Raw genomic sequence first — 17,922 nt, forward strand, 5'->3', positions numbered from 1 at the left:
ATATGACAGACCAAAGCCCAAACGACATCTTCCACGCCTCCAGCTTCATGCAGGGGCACAACGCGGAATACCTCGAACAGATGTATGCCCGCTACGCGAGCGATCCCAATGCCGTTGACGAGGCATGGCAGGCCTTCTTCCGCCAGCTGGGCGACGCCGAACTCGACGTCAAGGCCGAGGCAAACGGCCCCTCGTGGCAGCGCACCGACTGGCCGCCGCAACCCGCGGACGAGCTGACCTCCGCCCTCACCGGCGAATGGGCCGAACCCTCCGAAGCCAAGGCGGCAGGCAACAAGATCAAGGCCAAGGCCGCCGAGAAAGGCGTCGAGGTTTCCGACGCACAGGTCCGTCAGGCGGTGCTGGATTCGATCCGCGCCCTGATGCTGATCCGGGCCTACCGTATCCGCGGCCACCTGGTTGCAGACCTCGATCCGCTGGGCATGCGCAGCCAGACCCCGCACCCCGAGCTTGATCCGAAATCCTATGGCTTCACCGACGCCGACATGGACCGCCCGATCTTTATCGACAAGGTTCTCGGCCTCGAAATCGCCACCATGCGCCAGATCGTCGACATCGTGAAGCGCACCTACTGCGGCACCTTCGCGCTGCAATACATGCACATCTCGAACCCCGAGCAGGCCGCCTGGCTGAAAGAGCGTATCGAGGGTTACGACAAGGAAATCAAGTTCACCCGCGAAGGCCGCAAGGCCATCCTGAACAAGATGGTCGAGGCCGAGGGCTTCGAGAAATTCCTGCACGTCAAATACATGGGCACCAAGCGTTTCGGTCTGGATGGCGGTGAATCGCTGATCCCGGCAATGGAACAGATCATCAAGCGCGGCGGCTCGCTCGGCCTCAAGGAAATCGTGATCGGCATGCCCCACCGTGGCCGCCTCTCGGTTCTGGCCAACGTGATGCAGAAACCCTACCGCGCGATCTTCAACGAATTCCAGGGCGGCTCGTTCAAGCCCGAAGACGTGGACGGCTCGGGCGACGTGAAATACCACCTCGGCGCCTCTTCCGACCGTGAATTCGACGGCAACAACGTGCACCTGTCGCTGACCGCCAACCCCTCGCACCTCGAGGCGGTGAACCCGGTTGTTCTCGGCAAGGTCCGCGCCAAGCAGGACCAGCTCAATGATGACGAGCGCACCGCCGTCATGCCGATCCTGCTGCACGGCGACGCTGCCTTCGCAGGTCAGGGTGTCGTGGCCGAATGTTTCGCCCTCTCCGGCCTCAAGGGCCACAAGACCGGCGGCACCATGCACATCGTGGTGAACAACCAGATCGGCTTTACTACCGCGCCGCACTTCTCGCGCTCCTCGCCCTACCCGACCGACAACGCCCTGGTGGTGGAAGCCCCGATCTTCCACGTCAACGGCGACGACCCCGAGGCCGTGGTCCACGCTGCCAAGGTCGCGACCGAATTCCGCCAGAAGTTCCAGAAAGACGTCGTCATCGACATGTTCTGCTATCGCCGCTTCGGTCACAACGAAGGCGACGAGCCGATGTTCACCAACCCGGTGATGTACAAGAAGATCAAGGGCCACAAGACCACCCTGTCGCTCTACACCGAGCGTCTGGTCAAGGACGGCCTGATCCCCGAAGGCGAAATCGAAGACATGAAGGCGGCCTTCCAGGCCAAGCTGAACGACGAATTCGAAATCGGCAAGGAATACAAGCCCAACAAGGCCGACTGGCTGGATGGCCGCTGGTCGCACCTCGATCGCGAAGATGGCGACTACCAGCGCGGCAAGACCTCGATCACCGAGGACACGCTGGCCGAAGTGGGCAAGGCCCTGACCACCGCGCCCGATGGCTTCCCGCTGCACCGGACCGTTGGCCGCCTGCTGGAAACCAAGAAAGCCATGTTCGAAAGCGGCAAGGGCTTTGACTGGGCCACCGCCGAGGCACTGGCCTATGGCTCGCTCCTGACCGAAGGCCACCACGTGCGCCTCGCGGGCCAGGACGCCACCCGCGGTACCTTCTCACAGCGCCATTCGGGCCTGGTGAACCAGGAAACCGAAGAACGCTACTACCCGCTCAACAACATCCGCAAGGGTCAGGCGCAATACGAAGTCATCGACTCGGCCCTGTCGGAATACGCGGTTCTGGGCTTTGAATACGGCTACTCGCTGGCGGAACCGAACGCGCTCACCCTCTGGGAAGCCCAGTTCGGCGACTTCGCCAACGGTGCTCAGATCATGTTCGACCAGTTCATCTCTTCGGGTGAATCGAAATGGCTGCGGATGTCAGGTCTCACCGTCCTCCTGCCGCACGGCTTCGAAGGTCAGGGCCCCGAGCACTCCTCGGCTCGTCTGGAACGCTTCCTGCAGATGTGCGGTGGCGACAACTGGATCGTGGCGAACTGCTCGACCCCGGCCAACTACTTCCACATCCTGCGCCGCCAGATCCACCGCAGTTTCCGCAAACCGCTGATCCTGATGACGCCGAAATCGCTTCTGCGCCACAAGCTCTGCATCTCGGAAGCCAGCGAATTCACCGATGGCTCCTCGTTCCACCGCGTCCTCTGGGACGACGCACAACAGGGCAACTCGGACACTGCGCTGAAGGCCGACAAGGACATCAAGCGCGTCGTCATGTGCTCGGGCAAGGTCTACTATGACCTGCTGGAAGAACGTGACGCCCGTGGCATCGACGATGTCTACCTGATGCGGATCGAACAATACTATCCGTTCCCGGCGCACTCGCTCATCAAGGAGCTCGACCGCTTCAAAGATGCCGAGATGGTCTGGTGTCAGGAAGAACCCAAGAACCAGGGCGCGTGGTCGTTCATCGAGCCGAACATCGAGTGGGCCCTCACTCGTATCAAGGCAAAGCACACCCGCCCGACCTACGCAGGCCGTCCCGCATCGGCCTCGCCCGCAACTGGCCTCGCAAGCCAACACAAAGCCCAACAAGAGGCGCTGGTGAATGCCGCGCTGACCATCGAAGGATAACGACACATGACCGAAGTTCGCGTCCCCACCCTTGGCGAAAGCGTCACCGAGGCCACCGTGGCCACCTGGTTCAAGAAACCGGGCGACGCCGTTGCCGTTGACGAAATGCTCTGCGAGCTGGAAACCGACAAGGTAACCGTCGAGGTTCCCGCTCCGGCCGCTGGCGTCATGGGCGAAATCATCGCCGCTGAAGGCGACACCGTGGGCGTTGATGCCCTGCTGGCGACCATCGTGGCCGGTGACGGCGCCGCCGCAGCCCCTGCCCCGGCCGCCGAAGCCGCGCCCGCCGCTGCCCCCGCAGCCGCTGGCGGCGACAGCGTGGACGTCATGGTGCCGACCCTTGGTGAATCGGTGACCGAAGCCACCGTCTCGACCTGGTTCAAGGCCGTTGGCGACACCGTTGCCCAGGACGAAATGCTGTGCGAACTGGAAACCGACAAGGTGTCGGTCGAGGTTCCGGCCCCCGCCGCTGGTGTTCTGGCTGAAATCACCGCGCCGGAAGGCACCACCGTGGACGCCACCGCCAAGCTGGCCGTGATCTCCTCGTCGGGTGCCGTTGCTGCCGCTGCTCCGGCCGCAGCCCCCGCTGCCGCGCCTGCAGCCGCTGGCAAAGACGTCGAAAACGCCCCCTCGGCCAACAAGCTGATGGCGGAAAAAGGCATCGACCCAGCCAACGTACAGGGCTCCGGCCGTGACGGTCGCATCATGAAGGAAGACGTGCTCAAGGCCGCCATCGCCCCGGCCCCCGCTGCGGCCCCGGCCCCGGCCGCCGCACCGCGCGCGCCGTCTGCTGCCGAAGATGCCGCCCGCGAAGAGCGCGTGAAGATGACCCGTCTGCGCCAGACCATCGCCCGCCGCCTGAAGGACGCGCAGAACACCGCCGCGATCCTGACCACCTACAACGAGGTGGACATGACCGAGGCCATGGCGCTGCGCAAACAGTACAAGGACGAGTTCGAAAAGAAACACGGCGTCCGCCTGGGCTTCATGTCCTTCTTCACCAAGGCCTGCTGCCACGCGCTGAAAGAAGTGCCGGAAGTGAACGCCGAGATCGACGGCACCGACATCGTCTACAAGAACTACGTCCACATGGGCATCGCCGCAGGCACCCCGCAGGGTCTCGTGGTTCCGGTGATCCGCGACGCCGACAAGATGTCCTTTGCCGAGATCGAGAAAGCCATCGGTGAAAAAGGCCGCCGCGCCCGCGACGGCAAACTCTCCATGGCCGAGATGCAGGGCGGCACCTTCACCATCTCCAACGGTGGTGTCTACGGCTCGCTGATGTCCTCGCCGATCCTCAACCCCCCGCAGTCGGGTATCCTCGGCATGCACAAGATCCAGGACCGCCCGATGGTCATCAACGGCGAGATCAAGATCCGCCCGATGATGTACCTGGCCCTGTCCTACGATCACCGCATCGTCGACGGCAAAGGCGCCGTGACCTTCCTCGTCCGCGTAAAAGAGGCACTGGAAGACCCCCGTCGCCTGCTGATGGATCTGTAATCCAAACCGATCCTCTCCACGGCAGGGTATCTGCTCGTGGAGAGGATCACTCGCTGCCCGGCACAGTCGGGCAGACGCACTCTTCGCTACACTCCCGAACAAAAGTTGAGTGGAATCAAAGCGCAGCCCCCGTGAATGGCGCATCCTGTTGGAAACAACAAAGGAACTGACTCATGGCTACTCACATCCTCTGGCAAGCAGACGTCGCTGACTTCGACGCCTGGCTCACGGTCTTCAAGGACGATGCCAAGAACCGCAAGGCCTCGGGCATTGTCGACCTCCACGTCTGGAGCGACCCGGACAAGGCAGACCACGCCGTTGCCCTCTTTGCCGTAACCGATCTCGACCGCGCCCGCGCCTTCTTCGGCTCGGAAGAGCTTGCCATGCACATGGAGCGCGACGGCGTCATCAACGTCTCCGTCAAACTCCTGACCCCCGCCTAACCCTGATCGCCCAACGCGGCCAAACACGCAAAAGGACCGAGGTCCGCAAGGAAACACAACCATGTCCCAATATGACGTCCCGATGATAGGCGCCGATTGAGCCATGACTGCGCTGTTTCACGACATTCCGGGCCCCGTCCGCCTGCCCCAGCAGCGGATTGACAAGCTGGCCGCCCACTACGGCGACCAATTTGCGCACAAGCACCACATGGTGCGTTACCTGCACGATTTCGTCAGCCCGCCCAGTGGCCGCTGGATCTTCAAATCAAACGGGAAATCCGGCACCTCGACAGCGCTGGCTTTCCTGTTCTGGGCGGAATTCGGCGTGCCCCTGACGACCTCCCTGATCGAAGCCGACAACGCTCACGAAGACAACCTGCCGCACCGGTTGACCAACCTGAATGTCTTCCGTTTCGTCCACCAGCGGTCGGACGTCAATTGGCTGCCCGGCTATCTGAGCGAGGCCACCTACCTGGCCACGGTGCGCCATCCCGTGACGCGCCTTGTCTCTGCCTTCAACTACCTCTGCCGCTCGCACGAACTTAGCATCTCGCAGTTTGCCGGCGACCGCGTCCGCCTCAGCGCCCTGACCGGCTTTGACTGGAACACCCACGCCGGAACCACAGAAGGGTTCACACGCTTTCTCGACTACATCGACTATGGCCTGACCAACAACACCAGCCTTTTGGTCGAAAGCCACTGGGCCCCGCAGTTCAACACCATTCGCCCCGACATCCTCGCCCCCACGCTCATCGGCAAATGCGAGGACTTCGGAAGCTTTTTCCGACAGCTGGCCGACCGCTTTGACCTGCCGCGCGACCACGCGGCGGCCTTCGCGGAAAAGCCCCGCAACGTCGGCACCTATCAAGGCCGGGACGCGACACAGGACTATGTCGCCGACCCGGGCACCCGCAACCGCATCCGCGACCTCTACGCCAAGGATTTCGAGGCCTTCGGATATGACCTTTAACCCCCCAGCCCTTGTCGGTACCCTCAGGATCGTCGCCTTGAGGCTCCCCCAACGAAACTAGGAGACACCCATGTCCCAATATGACGTCATCATCATCGGTGCAGGCCCCGGCGGCTATGTGTCCGCCATCCGCTGCGCCCAGCTGGGCCTGAAAACCGCCGTGGTCGAAGGCCGCGAAACCCTGGGCGGCACCTGCCTCAACGTGGGCTGCATCCCCTCCAAGGCGCTTCTGCACGCCACCCACCTGCTGCACGAAGCGGAACACAACTTTGCCAACCTCGGCCTCAAGGGCAAAAGCCCCTCGGTCGACTGGGACCAGATGAAATCCTACAAATCCGACGTCGTCGGCCAGAACACCGGCGGTATCGAGTTCCTGTTCAAAAAGAACAAGATCGACTGGATCAAGGGCTACGGCACAATCGAAGCCGCAGGCAAGGTCAAGGTCGGCGACACCACCTATGAGACCAAGAACATCGTGATCGCCTCCGGTTCGGTGCCCGCCTCGCTGCCGGGTGTCGAGGTCGACAACGACAAGGGCATCGTCGTGGATTCCACCGGTGCGCTCGACCTGCCGAAAGTGCCCAAGAAGATGGTTGTCATCGGTGCCGGTGTCATCGGTCTCGAACTCGGCTCGGTCTACGCCCGCCTCGGTGCCGAAGTGACCGTCGTGGAATACATGGACGCCGTCTGCCCCGGCATGGACGCCGACGTACAGCGCAGCTTCAAGCGGATCCTCGAAAAGCAGGGCCTCAAGTTCATCATGGGCGCCGCCGTTCAGGGTGTCGACACCACCAAGACCAAGGCCAAGGTCAAGTACCAGCCCAAGAAGGGCGGCGACGAGGAAGTGCTCGACGCGGATGTCGTTCTGGTCGCCACCGGCCGCAAGCCCTACTACGAAGGCCTCGGCCTCGACACCGTCGGCGTTGCCCTGACCGAACGCGGCCAGGTTGCCGTTGACGGCCAATGGCGCACCAACGTGCCGGGCATCTACGCCATCGGCGACGTGATCGAAGGCCCGATGCTGGCCCATAAGGCCGAAGACGAAGGCATGGCCGTCGCCGAGGTGATGGCAGGCAAGCACGGCCACGTGAACTATGGCGTGATCCCGGGCGTCGTCTATACCACTCCCGAAGTGGCCACCGTTGGTGCCACCGAAGCCTCGCTCAAGGCCGAAGGCCGCAAGGTCAAGGTCGGCAAGTTCATGTTCATGGGCAACGCCCGCGCCAAGGCCGTTGGCCAGGCCGAAGGTGCCTTTGCCAAGATCATCGTCGATGCCGAAACCGACCGCGTTCTGGGTGCCGCGATCATCGGCCCGTCGGCCGGTGACATGATCCACGAGATCTGTGTTGCGATGGAATTCGGTGCCTCGGCCCAGGACATCGCCCTGACCTGCCACGCCCACCCGACCTACTCGGAAGCCGTGCGCGAAGCCGCCCTGGCTTGCGGCGACGGCCCGATCCACAGCTGATCGTACGAACCCCGTGCGCTGCCCTGCGCCCACCGCACGGCACGACAGGCTTCAAACACCGAAACCCTCGCAGATGTCTGCGAGGGTTTCTCAATTTGAAACGGCGGCTATTCGGACTTTCCAGACTTTCATGGTGAATGTTTAGATGTCCGGTAGGGGCACTTTCCGCTACTTGGACCAAAAATCCGATTGCGCAAGTTCTGGGTCGAATTCACTTGCCACAGATGCAAGCCTGCTCTCGTCACCAAAAAAATCGAGGGTATTGAGATGAACATCAGAGAAAAGCTGTCTGCGAACGAATGGAAGGGCGAAATCGGCTTCACTATTGAAAGCCGCGAGCCTGAACGCGTGGTTGCCAGAATGCCGGTGACCGAAGCTGCAAAGAACCCGTTCGGGACAATGCATGCTGGGGCCTTGATCTGGTTTGCCGACATCGCAGCGACCCTCTGCGCAATCGGCGATTTGGAAAGCATTGGTGAAGACGGGTCCGGTTTTCCACTCGCCGTTGATCTTCACACAGTCTTGTCGGGTAATGAAAGGACGGGCGATCTGATCGCAACATCCACCACGGTCAAACGCGGTGGCAAACTCATTGTCATTCGCACCGAAGTTCGCGGAGAAACGGGTCGTCTGTTGATCGATATGACAACCACCCACTTGCGCGCAGGTTGAAGAGCTTCGAGAGTACCCGCCATTCGTATGACGGGTGCCTTTTTGTCTTAAGCCGATGTCAGGAATTCAGTGAGTTGGTCAATGGTCGCTTCGTTCGTGCGTCCGTTGGTGACGCAGGCCCGCAAAACAGGTTTGCCCTCGAACAGTGCCTTGGAAACCCAGAACCGCCCATCTGCGTGAACGGTATCGACATAGCCTTGCACAGAGTCGTGCCCTTCCGGCGGAACCATGCAGCTCACCCCCATGAGTGATCGGTTTGCCTGCGACCACCCCGCCTTCTTCAGGTTCTCCGTGAAACGGTTCGTCAGTCGAATAGAGCGTTCCACATGGTCTGCGTAGCCGTCCCATCCGGCGGCCCCAAGGGAGAGAAACAGGCGCAATCCTACGAAGCGACGTGACCATTGGTTCGAATTCACATAGAAATCCTTGGCCGCCTCGCTTTCAGGCATGTAGCTGGCCGAGATACGGAATACCTGTGCCGGTATGTCGGGGCGTGAGGTCAGGAACATGCCTGCCCCCATCGTGGTGGCGAACCATTTATGGGCGTCAATCGTGATAGAATCCGCCTGCTGAATACCATCCAGCACGGACCGCCCTGCCTTGCTGGTAATCATTGCGCCGCCCCATGCCGCATCAACGTGAAACCACATGCCATGTTTCTGGGCCAGAGCACCGCAAGGTTTGAGAGGGTCGATCATCCCTGCATTCGTGGTGCCAGCAGTGGCCACAATCAGAACCGGAACGCAACCGTTTTTCAAATCCTCATCAATGGCGACCGCAAGGCAATCCACGTCCATCTGGCCTTGACCATCAGTTGCGATCAATCGAACGGCGTTGCGCCCGATGCCAGCCGAATGCGCCATCTTCAACCATGCAAGATGGCTTTCCTTCGAGACGTAAATCGTCGGCTGACCGCCGAACGCATAGATGCCCTTGTCGCTGTACTCCGGACATTTCGCCTGCAAGGCACATAAAACAGCCGTCGAATTGGCCTCGGCACCGCCACTGGTAAAATGCCCTCCAGACCTCTTGGGAAGTCCTGCGCGTCGGGCCACTTCATTGATGACATGCTGTTCGATTTCGACGGCAGCAGGCGCATGGGAATACACACAGATTTGCGGATTGAACATCGACGCGATCCGATCCGCACATTCTGCGGCAAAGGTAGGTGCCGGATTGAACAGGCCAAGATATCCGGGATGAGTCATCTGCACACTGCCAGTGTCGAGCGCATCAATCACCCAGTCCATCAGCGGTTCAAGGTCTTCCGACTGTTCAAACCGCTTGGATTTCAACTCCACTAACCAATCAGGCGTCAACTCCGCCGAGGTCGCACTGCGACTGGCGTAGTCACGGCGAGCCTGGTTGAGCCGCTCGGTCAACGCATTTTCTGCGTCCATCAGTTGGTCAAGGTTTGGGAAGAGTGCATCGCGTCCGTGCATGGGGAGATCCTGTGGTTACTTTCGAAGAAAAGTACCAATCTCGAATTTTTCAATCGACCCGAAACATGCGGTTTTCGCCTAGCACTATTGCAACGCTCACGAACCAGATACTGATCCGGATCAATGGCGGCTTTTGGCGCATCACTTCAATATGTGTGGAGCGCAGCATTGGTCAAAAAGGCCTCAAACCAGCCACCAGAGCATTGCTCACGGCCTCACCTGCACGGCATCACCAGAACTACCGCCAATCCCTTTCAACCAACTCCCCTTTTCAGTCCGGCCTTTCATGCAAAAACGTATTCTTTAGTCTGTCATCATCGTTGGCTTCGCAATCGGCCTGGTGGGCCAGAAGATGTGTCAGCAGAACCCGACGCGCGTGGATAGCATCTATTCTCTCTTTGCCGAAGTCTGCCTTCCCCAGCATCGCGGCGCTCAGCTGCCTGCACTCGATGCGCTTGGCCTCGTTTCATACGTTCCCAAAGACGGCAACCTTCTCTGGATCGACCCCCTGTCCGAAACCTTTCTGAAATTCGACGATCGCAGCTGTTCCATACAATTCCATGACCGCAAGACCGGCCTGACCCGGGATCAGGGTAACGCGCTTGCCAACATGATCGCGGGACTGGTGGAAACCGAATTCCCCTCCCTGCGCCTCGACCCCGAGGTAAAGCTTCAGGAAACCGCGATGACAAAGGCATGGATGGCGGGCGAATTTGCGAAACCCTGGTCCCACACCTAAAAAACGACAGCCCCGGGGGGACCAAGGCTGTCGTTCGCACGGATTACCGCACATACGCTCCGTGAGTGGGCGCGTCTCGCAAAACCAACGAGTACAGGGTCATACGCAACAGCCAGCCATTTCCGTCGCACCGCCCACGATCTTTTTCGAACAGGACACAAAGAAAAACGCCCACCGGCCGGCGGGCGTTCACGTCATCGCAAAGGCAGGACGGATCAGGACACCGCCTTCACTTCCTGTTCAGCCTCAAACCCCGCCTCGCGCATCAAGGCGTTGGAATGGGTCTCCACCTCGTCTTCCAGCTCTGCCATGAAGGCATCCTGCGCCTTGCCCGAGGCAATCGGATCAAGAAACTCGACCACCGCCAGCCCCGGCGTGCGCAGCATGGTGCCCTTGGGCCAGAACATCCCGGCATTGGTCGCCACAGGCACCGCATCCTGCCCGGTCTCCTTGTAGAGAACATAAGGCCCCACCTTGTAAGGGCGATACTCGCCCACCGGCACCCGCGTGCCCTGCGGATAGATCACCAACTGGCCCGGCGGCACGCGGCCGCTTTCAACATCAGCCAGCATCGCCTTGATCGCCGCACCCCGCTTGCCCCGGCGCACCGGCACACATCCCAGACGCCACGCATAGACCCCGATGATCGGCGTGAACAGCAACTCGTACTTCATGATAAAACGCGGTTGCGGCACCGCCTTGAAGATCATCATGATATCGAGGAACGACTGGTGCTTGGCCGGAACCAGAACCGCGCCCGTCGGCACCTCGCCGCGCACCTCGGAACGGATGCCCACGATCCATCGCGCGCTCCAGAGCGCCCAGGTCGCATAGGCCTTGCAGGCGGTCATCGCCCCCTTCGGCGACACCAGCGCCCAGGGGAAAAACACGATGCCCATCGCCAGCATCATGACCGCGTTCTGAACCACGTAGAAAATGGACAGAACCCACTGTACCGCCTTGCGCATCAATCCAGACCTCTCAACGTTCTGCGCGCCGCCGCGCGGGTTGCAAAGAAGGCGACCATGCCAGCAAGAGGCACGATCAACAAGGGCAACAACCACGCCGCGCCCTGAAAGCCAAGCCCGGTCAGGAACCCGCCCTCTTCCTGCGCCGATGGCAACAGGAACACCGCCGCCCCGCCCGCGACCGTGCCCACCAGGGCCCCCGCCAGCGCCCGCAGGGTAAAGCGGCGCACAAAGGCCTGCGCGATATAGCTGTCCTGCGCCCCGATCAGCCGCAGAACCGAGATCACCTGCGCGTTCGCCGCCAGCGCTGCCTGCGCCGCAAGGGTGATCATCGCAGCCGTCGTTGCCCCGATCAGCAACACTGCCACGATCCCCAAGAGCCGCAGCCGCGCCGCAGCCTGCTCAAGCGGCTTGCGCCAGCGCGTATGGTCATCCAGCACCGCCCCCGGCACTTCCGCCTGCAACCGCAACCGCAACCCGGCGGCATCATAGCCCTCTTCAGTCTCCAGTATCTCGATCAACTGCGGAATCGGCAGGCTCTCGACCGGCAGTTCCGGCCCGAACCACGGCTCAAGCAAGGCCCGCTGTTCGTCCGACGACAGGGCCCGCGCATCCGCCACGCCGGGCGTGGTCTCCAGCACCCGGATCGCCGCCGCCGTCTGGTCGGCCATCTGCCCCGCCGGGGCCGAAATGCGCAGCGTCGAACTGCGTGCCAGCTCGTCCCCCCATCGGGCCGCCAGCCGCCCCGACGCCAGCGACAACGCCAGCGCAAAGACCGCAAGAAACGCCATCGCCGCCGCTGCAAAACCGGTCAGCCGCGCCGTGATCCCCGACGGCGGCACCACGCGATCGCGATAGACATCCCCGACGATGAACAACTTGATGCTCTGCCCCACGCTCACAGGTCCGCCCCCGCCAGTTGCACCTTGCGGTTTGCAATCCGCAGCACCCGCGCCTGCACCTTCTGCGCCTTCGCCGCGCGGATCAGGTTCAGGTCGTGGGTGGCGATCATGATGGTCTTGCCCATCCGGTTCAGCTCGATCAGCAGCCGCAACAGGCGCTGCGACATATCCCAGTCCACGTTGCCCGTCGGCTCATCGGCAAGCACCACATCCGGCGACATGATCACCGCCCGCGCCAGCGCCGCACGCTGACGTTCCCCGCCCGAAAGCTCGGGCGGCAGGGCGCTGGCCTTGTTGCCAAGCCCGACCCAGTGCATCAACTCCTTGAGGTTCGACACCTGCTCGAGATCATCGCGCCCCGCCACCGTCAGCGGCAGCGCCACGTTGTCGGCCACCGGCAGGTGATCAAGAAATTGACAGTCCTGATGCACCACCCCGATCCGCCGCCGTGCCATGGCGTGATCGTCGCGGTCCATCTCGCGCACCTCTTTGCCAAACAGCTCGGCACGCCCCGCCGTCGGCACCAACGCGCCATAGCACAGCTTGAGGAAAGTGGTCTTCCCCGACCCCGACGGGCCGGTCAGGAAATGGAACGATCCCGGCGAAAGCTTGAGCGACACGTCACTCAGAAGCTCTCCACCACCATAGCTATAGGCAATGTTCTCAAGTTCTATCACAAGACGCGCCCTCGTTTACTCAGGTCCCGTTGTGCCTGAGCCACAGCTTGGTTTCAATCCGTCCCGAGCGGCTTTGCTCTTTTCCAAAGGCCACTTAGGCCATATGCTGCCACAAGAATAAGTGGTTGGGGACATCCAGAGGGACAATATGCGGCTAAGCTGCCCGAATTGCGGTGCACAATACGAAGTGCCCACCGAGGTCATCCCGGAATCCGGGCGCGATGTGCAATGTTCGAACTGCGGACATACGTGGTTCCAGATGCACCCGGATCAGGACGTGGAGATGGCAGCCGAGCTTGGCACCTCCACCCCCGACGAAAGCTGGGCCGAGGATGCGCCCGCTCCCGAACCTACGCCAGAAGTTGCTGCTGCCCCCGAACCTGCACCGGAACCCGAGGCTCAGGAACATGAGGTGCAGCCGCCCGATTTCACCTTCGACACCGAACCGACACCAGACCCGGAACCCGAAGCTGAACCGGCCGAGGCTGAACTGAGCGAGGACACAGTCTCGGCGATTGCCGACATGATCGCCGATGCCGCCGCCCGCCACGCTGAAGAGGCACCGGCAGAGGAAGAAAGCGCCTTCGAACCGGTCCCCGACCCCGAAGACATCCCGGAAGCAGAAGACACCGGCGAAGCGCCGGTCCAGCGTCGTGAGCGCCGCAAGATCGATCCGAACGTGGCCGACATCCTGCGGCAGGAAGCCGAACACGAAGCCTCCGCACGCGCAGAAGAAAGCCTCGCCGATCTCGAATCCCAGCCCGACCTTGGTCTGGACGACAAGGATGACATGGCCGCCGGTGCCCGCGCCCGCATGCGCCGTATCCGCGGCCTGCCCGAAGAGGCCGAACCGCAAGAAGACGTCGCAGAAGCCGAAGAACACCATTCACGCCGCGAACTCCTGCCTGACATCGAGGAAATCAACTCGACGCTCCGTTCAGCCGACGAACGCGGCATCGGCGAGACCGCAGCCGCCGCAGCGCCTGCCCGCCGTCGTCGCAACTCGGGCTTCCGCCTTGGTTTCGGCTTCACCATGCTGATCGCTGCCATGATCATCCTCGCCTATGTCTACAACCGCGAGATTGTTGCCGCATGGCCGGCGGGCGAACCCTATGTCATGATCTTCATGGACAAGGTCAACGCCGCGCGTCTGTGGCTCGACACCATGGTCACCGAGGGCATGTTGTGGCTCGACGAGAAAGCCGCCGCAGCCGGTGGCGAAGTCAACTAACGAAAAACGCCCGGCATCATGGCCGGGCGGTTTCTTTGGCCACTAACGCCTGAAATCCCCTAGAACCGATCCAGCAGCCGACGCAGATACCCGCGTTCTTCCTCGCTGCGTTCGGCCTCTCCGGCGCGACGGCGGATTTCATCCAAAAGCTTACGCGCCTGCCGATAGACATCCTCATCCTGCAACAACGCATCGCCGTTGACCTGACCATTGCGCCCGTTGCGGCTGCGCCCCAGCGGATCCTGCAGGCCGCTCTGCGCCTCCTGCCGTCCTTCCTGACCCTGCCCCTGGTTCTGGTTGGCCATCTGTTCACCCAGATTGCGCATACCTTCGCGCAACGCCTCCATCGCCTGCGCCTGCTGGTCGATGGCCTCCCCCAGATCATTGCCCCGCAAGGCATCTTCCGCGTTGTCCATCGCCTCACCCGCACGTCCCAGCGCCTCGGCGGTGGCATCGCCCTCGGGCGTCCCCTGCCCCGGCATCCCGTTGCGCAGGGCATCAAGCTGATCTCTCAAAGCCCGCTGCCGATCGGCCAGCGCGCCGGGCGTACCGCTTTCGCCTTCCTGCCCCTCGCCCGAGCCTTCACCGGTGCCGTCATGCGCCTGTCCGCGCCCTTCGCCCCCGCTGTAACCTTCGTTGCCCTGGCTCTGACCCGTATTGGCGCCGGGGTTGAACTGTTCCTGCAATTCACGGAACGCCTGATCCGACAACCCCTGCTGTTCGCGCAGGGTCTCGGCAAGACCTTCCATCGCCTGCTCGCCCTCGCCCTGCTGGCCCTGTCCCTGTCCCTGCGTGACCTGCATGTTTTCCATCATCTGCTGGAACTCCTCGAGCGCCTGCATAGCCTCGGCCATCCGCCCCTGTTCCATCAGCTCCTGAATGCGGTCCATCATCCGCTGCAGATCATCCTGATTAAGCGTCGTGGAATTCTCGGCAAACTCCCTCTCCGACGGATCAAGATCTTCCATCTCGCGGTTCTGCTGCTGCGCCAACTGCCGCAGGTAATCCTGCGTCGCCTCGCGCAACTCCTGCATCAGGCGCGCGATTTCCTCCTCGCTGGCCCCGTTCTTCATCGCCTCGGCCAACCGGTCCCGCGCCCGCTGCATCCGGTCCAGCGCGTCATCCAGATCGCCATCCTCCAGAAGGATCGCCAACTCCCACATCGCCTCTGACAGTTCCGCAACCTGAGCATCCGCCAACCCATAGGGCAAGGCATTCTCCAGACGCCGCAGGATTGTCCGCAGCCGCAGATAGCTTGTCTCGTCCTGAAAGATGCCCTCTTCCGGCCGATGCGAAATCGCACGCAAAAGCTGGGCAATGCGCGGGCCATTGTCACGCGACCACAAAAGGTCGCGCCGCAACTCGATCACCGCCGCCGCCATCGGATCGAAGAACCGCCGCGCCGGCAGATCGGTCCGCAAGTCCTCTGCGACCCCCACCTGCCCCGCCGCATCCTCAACACTGAGGGCAATCCGAACCGGCAAATGCGCCCAGGGGTGCTTCGAGAAATCCTCGATCAGCACCTCCTTGAAACTGTCCCGCCCACCGGCAACCGGCAGCGGCAGCTCCACCTCGATCGGCACCATGCTCTCTGGCGCAAATGCCAGCCCATAGCGCCGCACGACCGCCTCGAGATCAAGCGATATCCGCGCCGACCCGGCCACGATCTCGTAATCGTCCACCGCCTCGAACGGCAGGCTCATCTCCCCCCGCGCCGACACATCCGCCGCGCCGGCAACCGCCACCTGCGGCGCTCCATCCGCGAGCATGACAATATCCCAGCCGCGCCCGCCTTCGCCCTCAACCGCCAGCTGCCCTGACCGCGCCACGGTGAAATCCTGCTCAGGGTCGGCGGCACTCGGAACATCCTCGACCCGCGCCGACACGCTTTCCGCCAGCGTCAGCGCCCCGACCTCGCCATAAAACCGCAGGATCACGCGGCTGCCTTCCGGCACCTCCAGCTCCCCTTCCGGCTGATCGGCAAGATAAAGCGAAGGCCGTCCGGTATAGGCCGGCGGCTCGATCCAGCCTTCCCACGACGGCCCGGTCAGAACCGCCGCACCGCCCTGCGCCATCTCGCCCACGGTGCGCACCTGCGCAAACGAGCCGAACAGGAAGGCCACCGACAAGGCCAGAACCGCCACATAGCGCAGCCCGAAGGGATCAAGCCGCGACACCTTCAGGTCAGGCTCCGCCGCCTCGACCCCGTCCAGCGTCTTCAGCATCCGCGCCTGATGCGCGCGCCACACCGCCTGCGATGCCGGGTCATCCGCCCCGACGGCAGGGGTATCGTTCAGCGCCTGCAAGGGACGCGCCGGCAGCGTCGCATCCAGCCGCGCCATCGCCTCGTCGCGGCTCGGCACGGCAAACCCGCGCGCACCGCGCCACAGGAACCACAGCCCGGCCGCCACCACCACGAGACCCGAAGTCCACAAGAATTCCAGGGAAAGCTGCTCGTGCAGCCCCATCATCAACGCGGCCAGCACAACGAAACACAAGGACCACAGCGGCCAGAACCCGCGCGTCACCCGCTCGGCCAGCATACCGACACGGGTCACGGCCAGAACCCGGCCCAGCCGTTTCATCACTTTGTCAGGCGTCTTGTTCGCGTTGGTCATACGATTCCTCGAATGACCCAGGACATAAGTGTCCTAGAGCCACTCAGGAATGGTATCGCGATTTATCATTTCGTCAAAGGTCGGGCGTCGGCGGATAACCGCAAATTGATCCCCCTTGACCAGAACCTCGGGGATCAGCGGCCGCGAGTTGTATTCGCTCGCCATCACCGCCCCATAGGCCCCCGCACTGCGGAAGGCGATCAGGTCACCGGCCGCCACCGGTTCCATCACCCGCTCCTTGGCAAAGGTATCGCCGGTTTCACAGACCGGACCCACGATGTCATAGGTGTGCTTGTCCACACCCGCCTCGGCCTCGATCACCGGCACGATATCATGATGTGCCTCGTACATCGCCGGGCGGATCAGGTCGTTCATCGCGCCATCCACGATCATGAATTCGCGATCCTCGCCCTCTTTCACATAGATCACCTTCGACACCATGATCCCGGCATTGCCCGCAATCAGGCGGCCCGGCTCGATTTCGATCTCGCAACCAAGATGGCCCAGCGTCTCCTGGATCAGCGCCCCGTATTCCACCGGCAGCGGCGGGGCATCGTTGGAACGGGTATAGGGAATGCCCAGACCGCCCCCAAGATCGAGCCGGATAATCTCGTGCCCGTCCGCCCGCAACTCCTCGGTCAGCGCCGCCACCTTCTCATAGGCCAGCTTGAAAGGCTCAAGCTGGGTCAGCTGGCTGCCGATATGCACGTCGATCCCGACCACCTTGAGGCCGGGAAGGCTGGCGGCATGGGCGTAAACCTCGCGCGCCCGGCTGATCGGGATGCCGAACTTGTTCTCGCTCTTGCCGGTCGCGATCTTGGCATGGGTCTTGGCATCCACGTCCGGGTTCACCCGCACGGTGATCGGTGCCACCACACCCAGCTCAAGCGCCACAGCGTTGATCACTTCCATCTCCGGCTCGGATTCCACGTTGAACTGGCGAATGCCCCCGCTCAGCGCCGCGCGAATTTCCTCGGCCGTCTTGCCGACACCGGAAAACACGATCCGCTCCCCCGGCACACCGGCTGCAATCGCGCGGGCATATTCGCCGCCCGACACCACATCCATACCCGCGCCCAACTCGGCAAGGGTCTTCAGGATCGCCTGGTTGCTCGCCGCCTTCATCGCGTAACAGACAAGGTGGTCCATCCCCTCCAGCGCCTCGTCGAACAGGCGGAAATGGCGCTCCAGCGTCGCCGTGGAATAACAATAGAACGGCGTGCCCACCGCGGCGGCAATCTCGGCCACCGGCACGTCTTCGGCAAACAACGCCCCGTCACGATAGAGAAAATGATCCATCAGCCCGTCCTTCCACGCGAAATCCTTCGC

The 17,922-nt window shown here is 62.4% G+C and carries 14 protein-coding genes; 8 read left to right on the forward strand and 6 right to left on the reverse strand.

Going from position 1 to position 17,922, the window contains the following annotated elements; genetic code table 11:
* Positions 1-2 precede the first annotated feature (2 nt).
* From NNA36_RS01300 to NNA36_RS01325, 6 genes are all read left to right on the forward strand, one after another.
* Positions 3-2,960, forward strand: a complete 2,958-nt coding sequence (locus tag NNA36_RS01300; protein ID WP_255103514.1) for a 2-oxoglutarate dehydrogenase E1 component — start codon at positions 3-5, stop codon at positions 2,958-2,960.
* Between the two features lie 6 nt (positions 2,961-2,966).
* A complete protein-coding gene (gene odhB, locus NNA36_RS01305) occupies positions 2,967-4,463 on the forward strand; it encodes a 2-oxoglutarate dehydrogenase complex dihydrolipoyllysine-residue succinyltransferase (RefSeq protein ID WP_255103516.1) in 1,497 nt (498 codons plus the stop codon).
* A gap of 173 nt (positions 4,464-4,636) precedes the next feature.
* Positions 4,637-4,906 carry a hypothetical protein gene (locus tag NNA36_RS01310; RefSeq protein WP_255103518.1) on the forward strand — a complete coding sequence of 90 codons (270 nt, stop codon included), beginning with the start codon at positions 4,637-4,639 and terminating at the stop codon, positions 4,904-4,906.
* Positions 4,907-5,009: 103 nt separating this feature from the next.
* A complete protein-coding gene (locus tag NNA36_RS01315) occupies positions 5,010-5,876 on the forward strand; it encodes a sulfotransferase family 2 domain-containing protein (RefSeq protein ID WP_255103520.1) in 867 nt (288 codons plus the stop codon).
* Positions 5,877-5,946: 70 nt separating this feature from the next.
* Positions 5,947-7,344: a dihydrolipoyl dehydrogenase gene (gene lpdA / locus NNA36_RS01320; protein WP_255103522.1), complete on the forward strand. Its 1,398-nt coding sequence runs from the start codon at positions 5,947-5,949 to the stop codon at positions 7,342-7,344.
* A 267-nt stretch (positions 7,345-7,611) separates the two neighbouring features.
* Positions 7,612-8,016 carry a PaaI family thioesterase gene (locus NNA36_RS01325; RefSeq protein ID WP_255103524.1) on the forward strand — a complete coding sequence of 135 codons (405 nt, stop codon included), beginning with the start codon at positions 7,612-7,614 and terminating at the stop codon, positions 8,014-8,016.
* 47 nt (positions 8,017-8,063) lie between these two features.
* Here the strand turns inward: NNA36_RS01325 and NNA36_RS01330 are convergent, their stop codons facing one another.
* Positions 8,064-9,458 (reverse strand): aminotransferase class V-fold PLP-dependent enzyme, encoded by a 1,395-nt coding sequence (locus NNA36_RS01330; protein ID WP_255103526.1) that lies wholly within the window; start codon positions 9,456-9,458, stop codon positions 8,064-8,066.
* A 376-nt stretch (positions 9,459-9,834) separates the two neighbouring features.
* Between NNA36_RS01330 and NNA36_RS01335 the strand changes: the two genes are divergently transcribed.
* On the forward strand, positions 9,835-10,197 hold the full coding sequence (locus tag NNA36_RS01335) for a hypothetical protein (protein WP_255103528.1): 363 nt from the start codon (positions 9,835-9,837) through the stop codon (positions 10,195-10,197).
* Positions 10,198-10,412: 215 nt separating this feature from the next.
* On the opposite strand, the gene NNA36_RS01340 is transcribed toward NNA36_RS01335, so the two are convergent.
* The 3 genes from NNA36_RS01340 to NNA36_RS01350 are packed head-to-tail and all read right to left on the reverse strand — an operon-like array spanning position 10,413 to position 12,744.
* Positions 10,413-11,165 carry a 1-acyl-sn-glycerol-3-phosphate acyltransferase gene (locus NNA36_RS01340; RefSeq protein WP_255103531.1) on the reverse strand — a complete coding sequence of 251 codons (753 nt, stop codon included), beginning with the start codon at positions 11,163-11,165 and terminating at the stop codon, positions 10,413-10,415.
* A complete protein-coding gene (locus NNA36_RS01345) occupies positions 11,165-12,061 on the reverse strand; it encodes an FtsX-like permease family protein (RefSeq protein ID WP_255103532.1) in 897 nt (298 codons plus the stop codon). Before NNA36_RS01345 ends, NNA36_RS01340 begins: the two co-directional genes overlap by 1 nt.
* A 2-nt stretch (positions 12,062-12,063) precedes the next feature.
* Positions 12,064-12,744 carry an ATP-binding cassette domain-containing protein gene (locus NNA36_RS01350; protein ID WP_255103534.1) on the reverse strand — a complete coding sequence of 227 codons (681 nt, stop codon included), beginning with the start codon at positions 12,742-12,744 and terminating at the stop codon, positions 12,064-12,066.
* Between the two features lie 148 nt (positions 12,745-12,892).
* Here NNA36_RS01350 and NNA36_RS01355 point away from each other — a divergent pair, with 148 nt between their 5' ends.
* Positions 12,893-13,975: a zinc-ribbon domain-containing protein gene (locus tag NNA36_RS01355; RefSeq protein ID WP_255103536.1), complete on the forward strand. Its 1,083-nt coding sequence runs from the start codon at positions 12,893-12,895 to the stop codon at positions 13,973-13,975.
* 59 nt (positions 13,976-14,034) lie between these two features.
* On the opposite strand, the gene NNA36_RS01360 is transcribed toward NNA36_RS01355, so the two are convergent.
* Both NNA36_RS01360 and lysA read right to left on the reverse strand, forming a co-directional pair.
* Entirely contained in the window at positions 14,035-16,593 is a 2,559-nt protein-coding gene (locus tag NNA36_RS01360; RefSeq protein WP_255103538.1) for a TIGR02302 family protein, read from the reverse strand.
* Between the two features lie 33 nt (positions 16,594-16,626).
* The gene (gene lysA / locus NNA36_RS01365) at positions 16,627-17,892 is read right to left on the reverse strand and encodes a diaminopimelate decarboxylase (RefSeq protein ID WP_255103539.1); all 1,266 of its coding nucleotides are present in this window, start codon (positions 17,890-17,892) and stop codon (positions 16,627-16,629) included.
* Positions 17,893-17,922 lie beyond the last annotated feature (30 nt).

The sequence above is a fragment of the Shimia sp. CNT1-13L.2 genome (assembly GCF_024331145.1).
Lineage (GTDB): Bacteria > Pseudomonadota > Alphaproteobacteria > Rhodobacterales > Rhodobacteraceae > Shimia.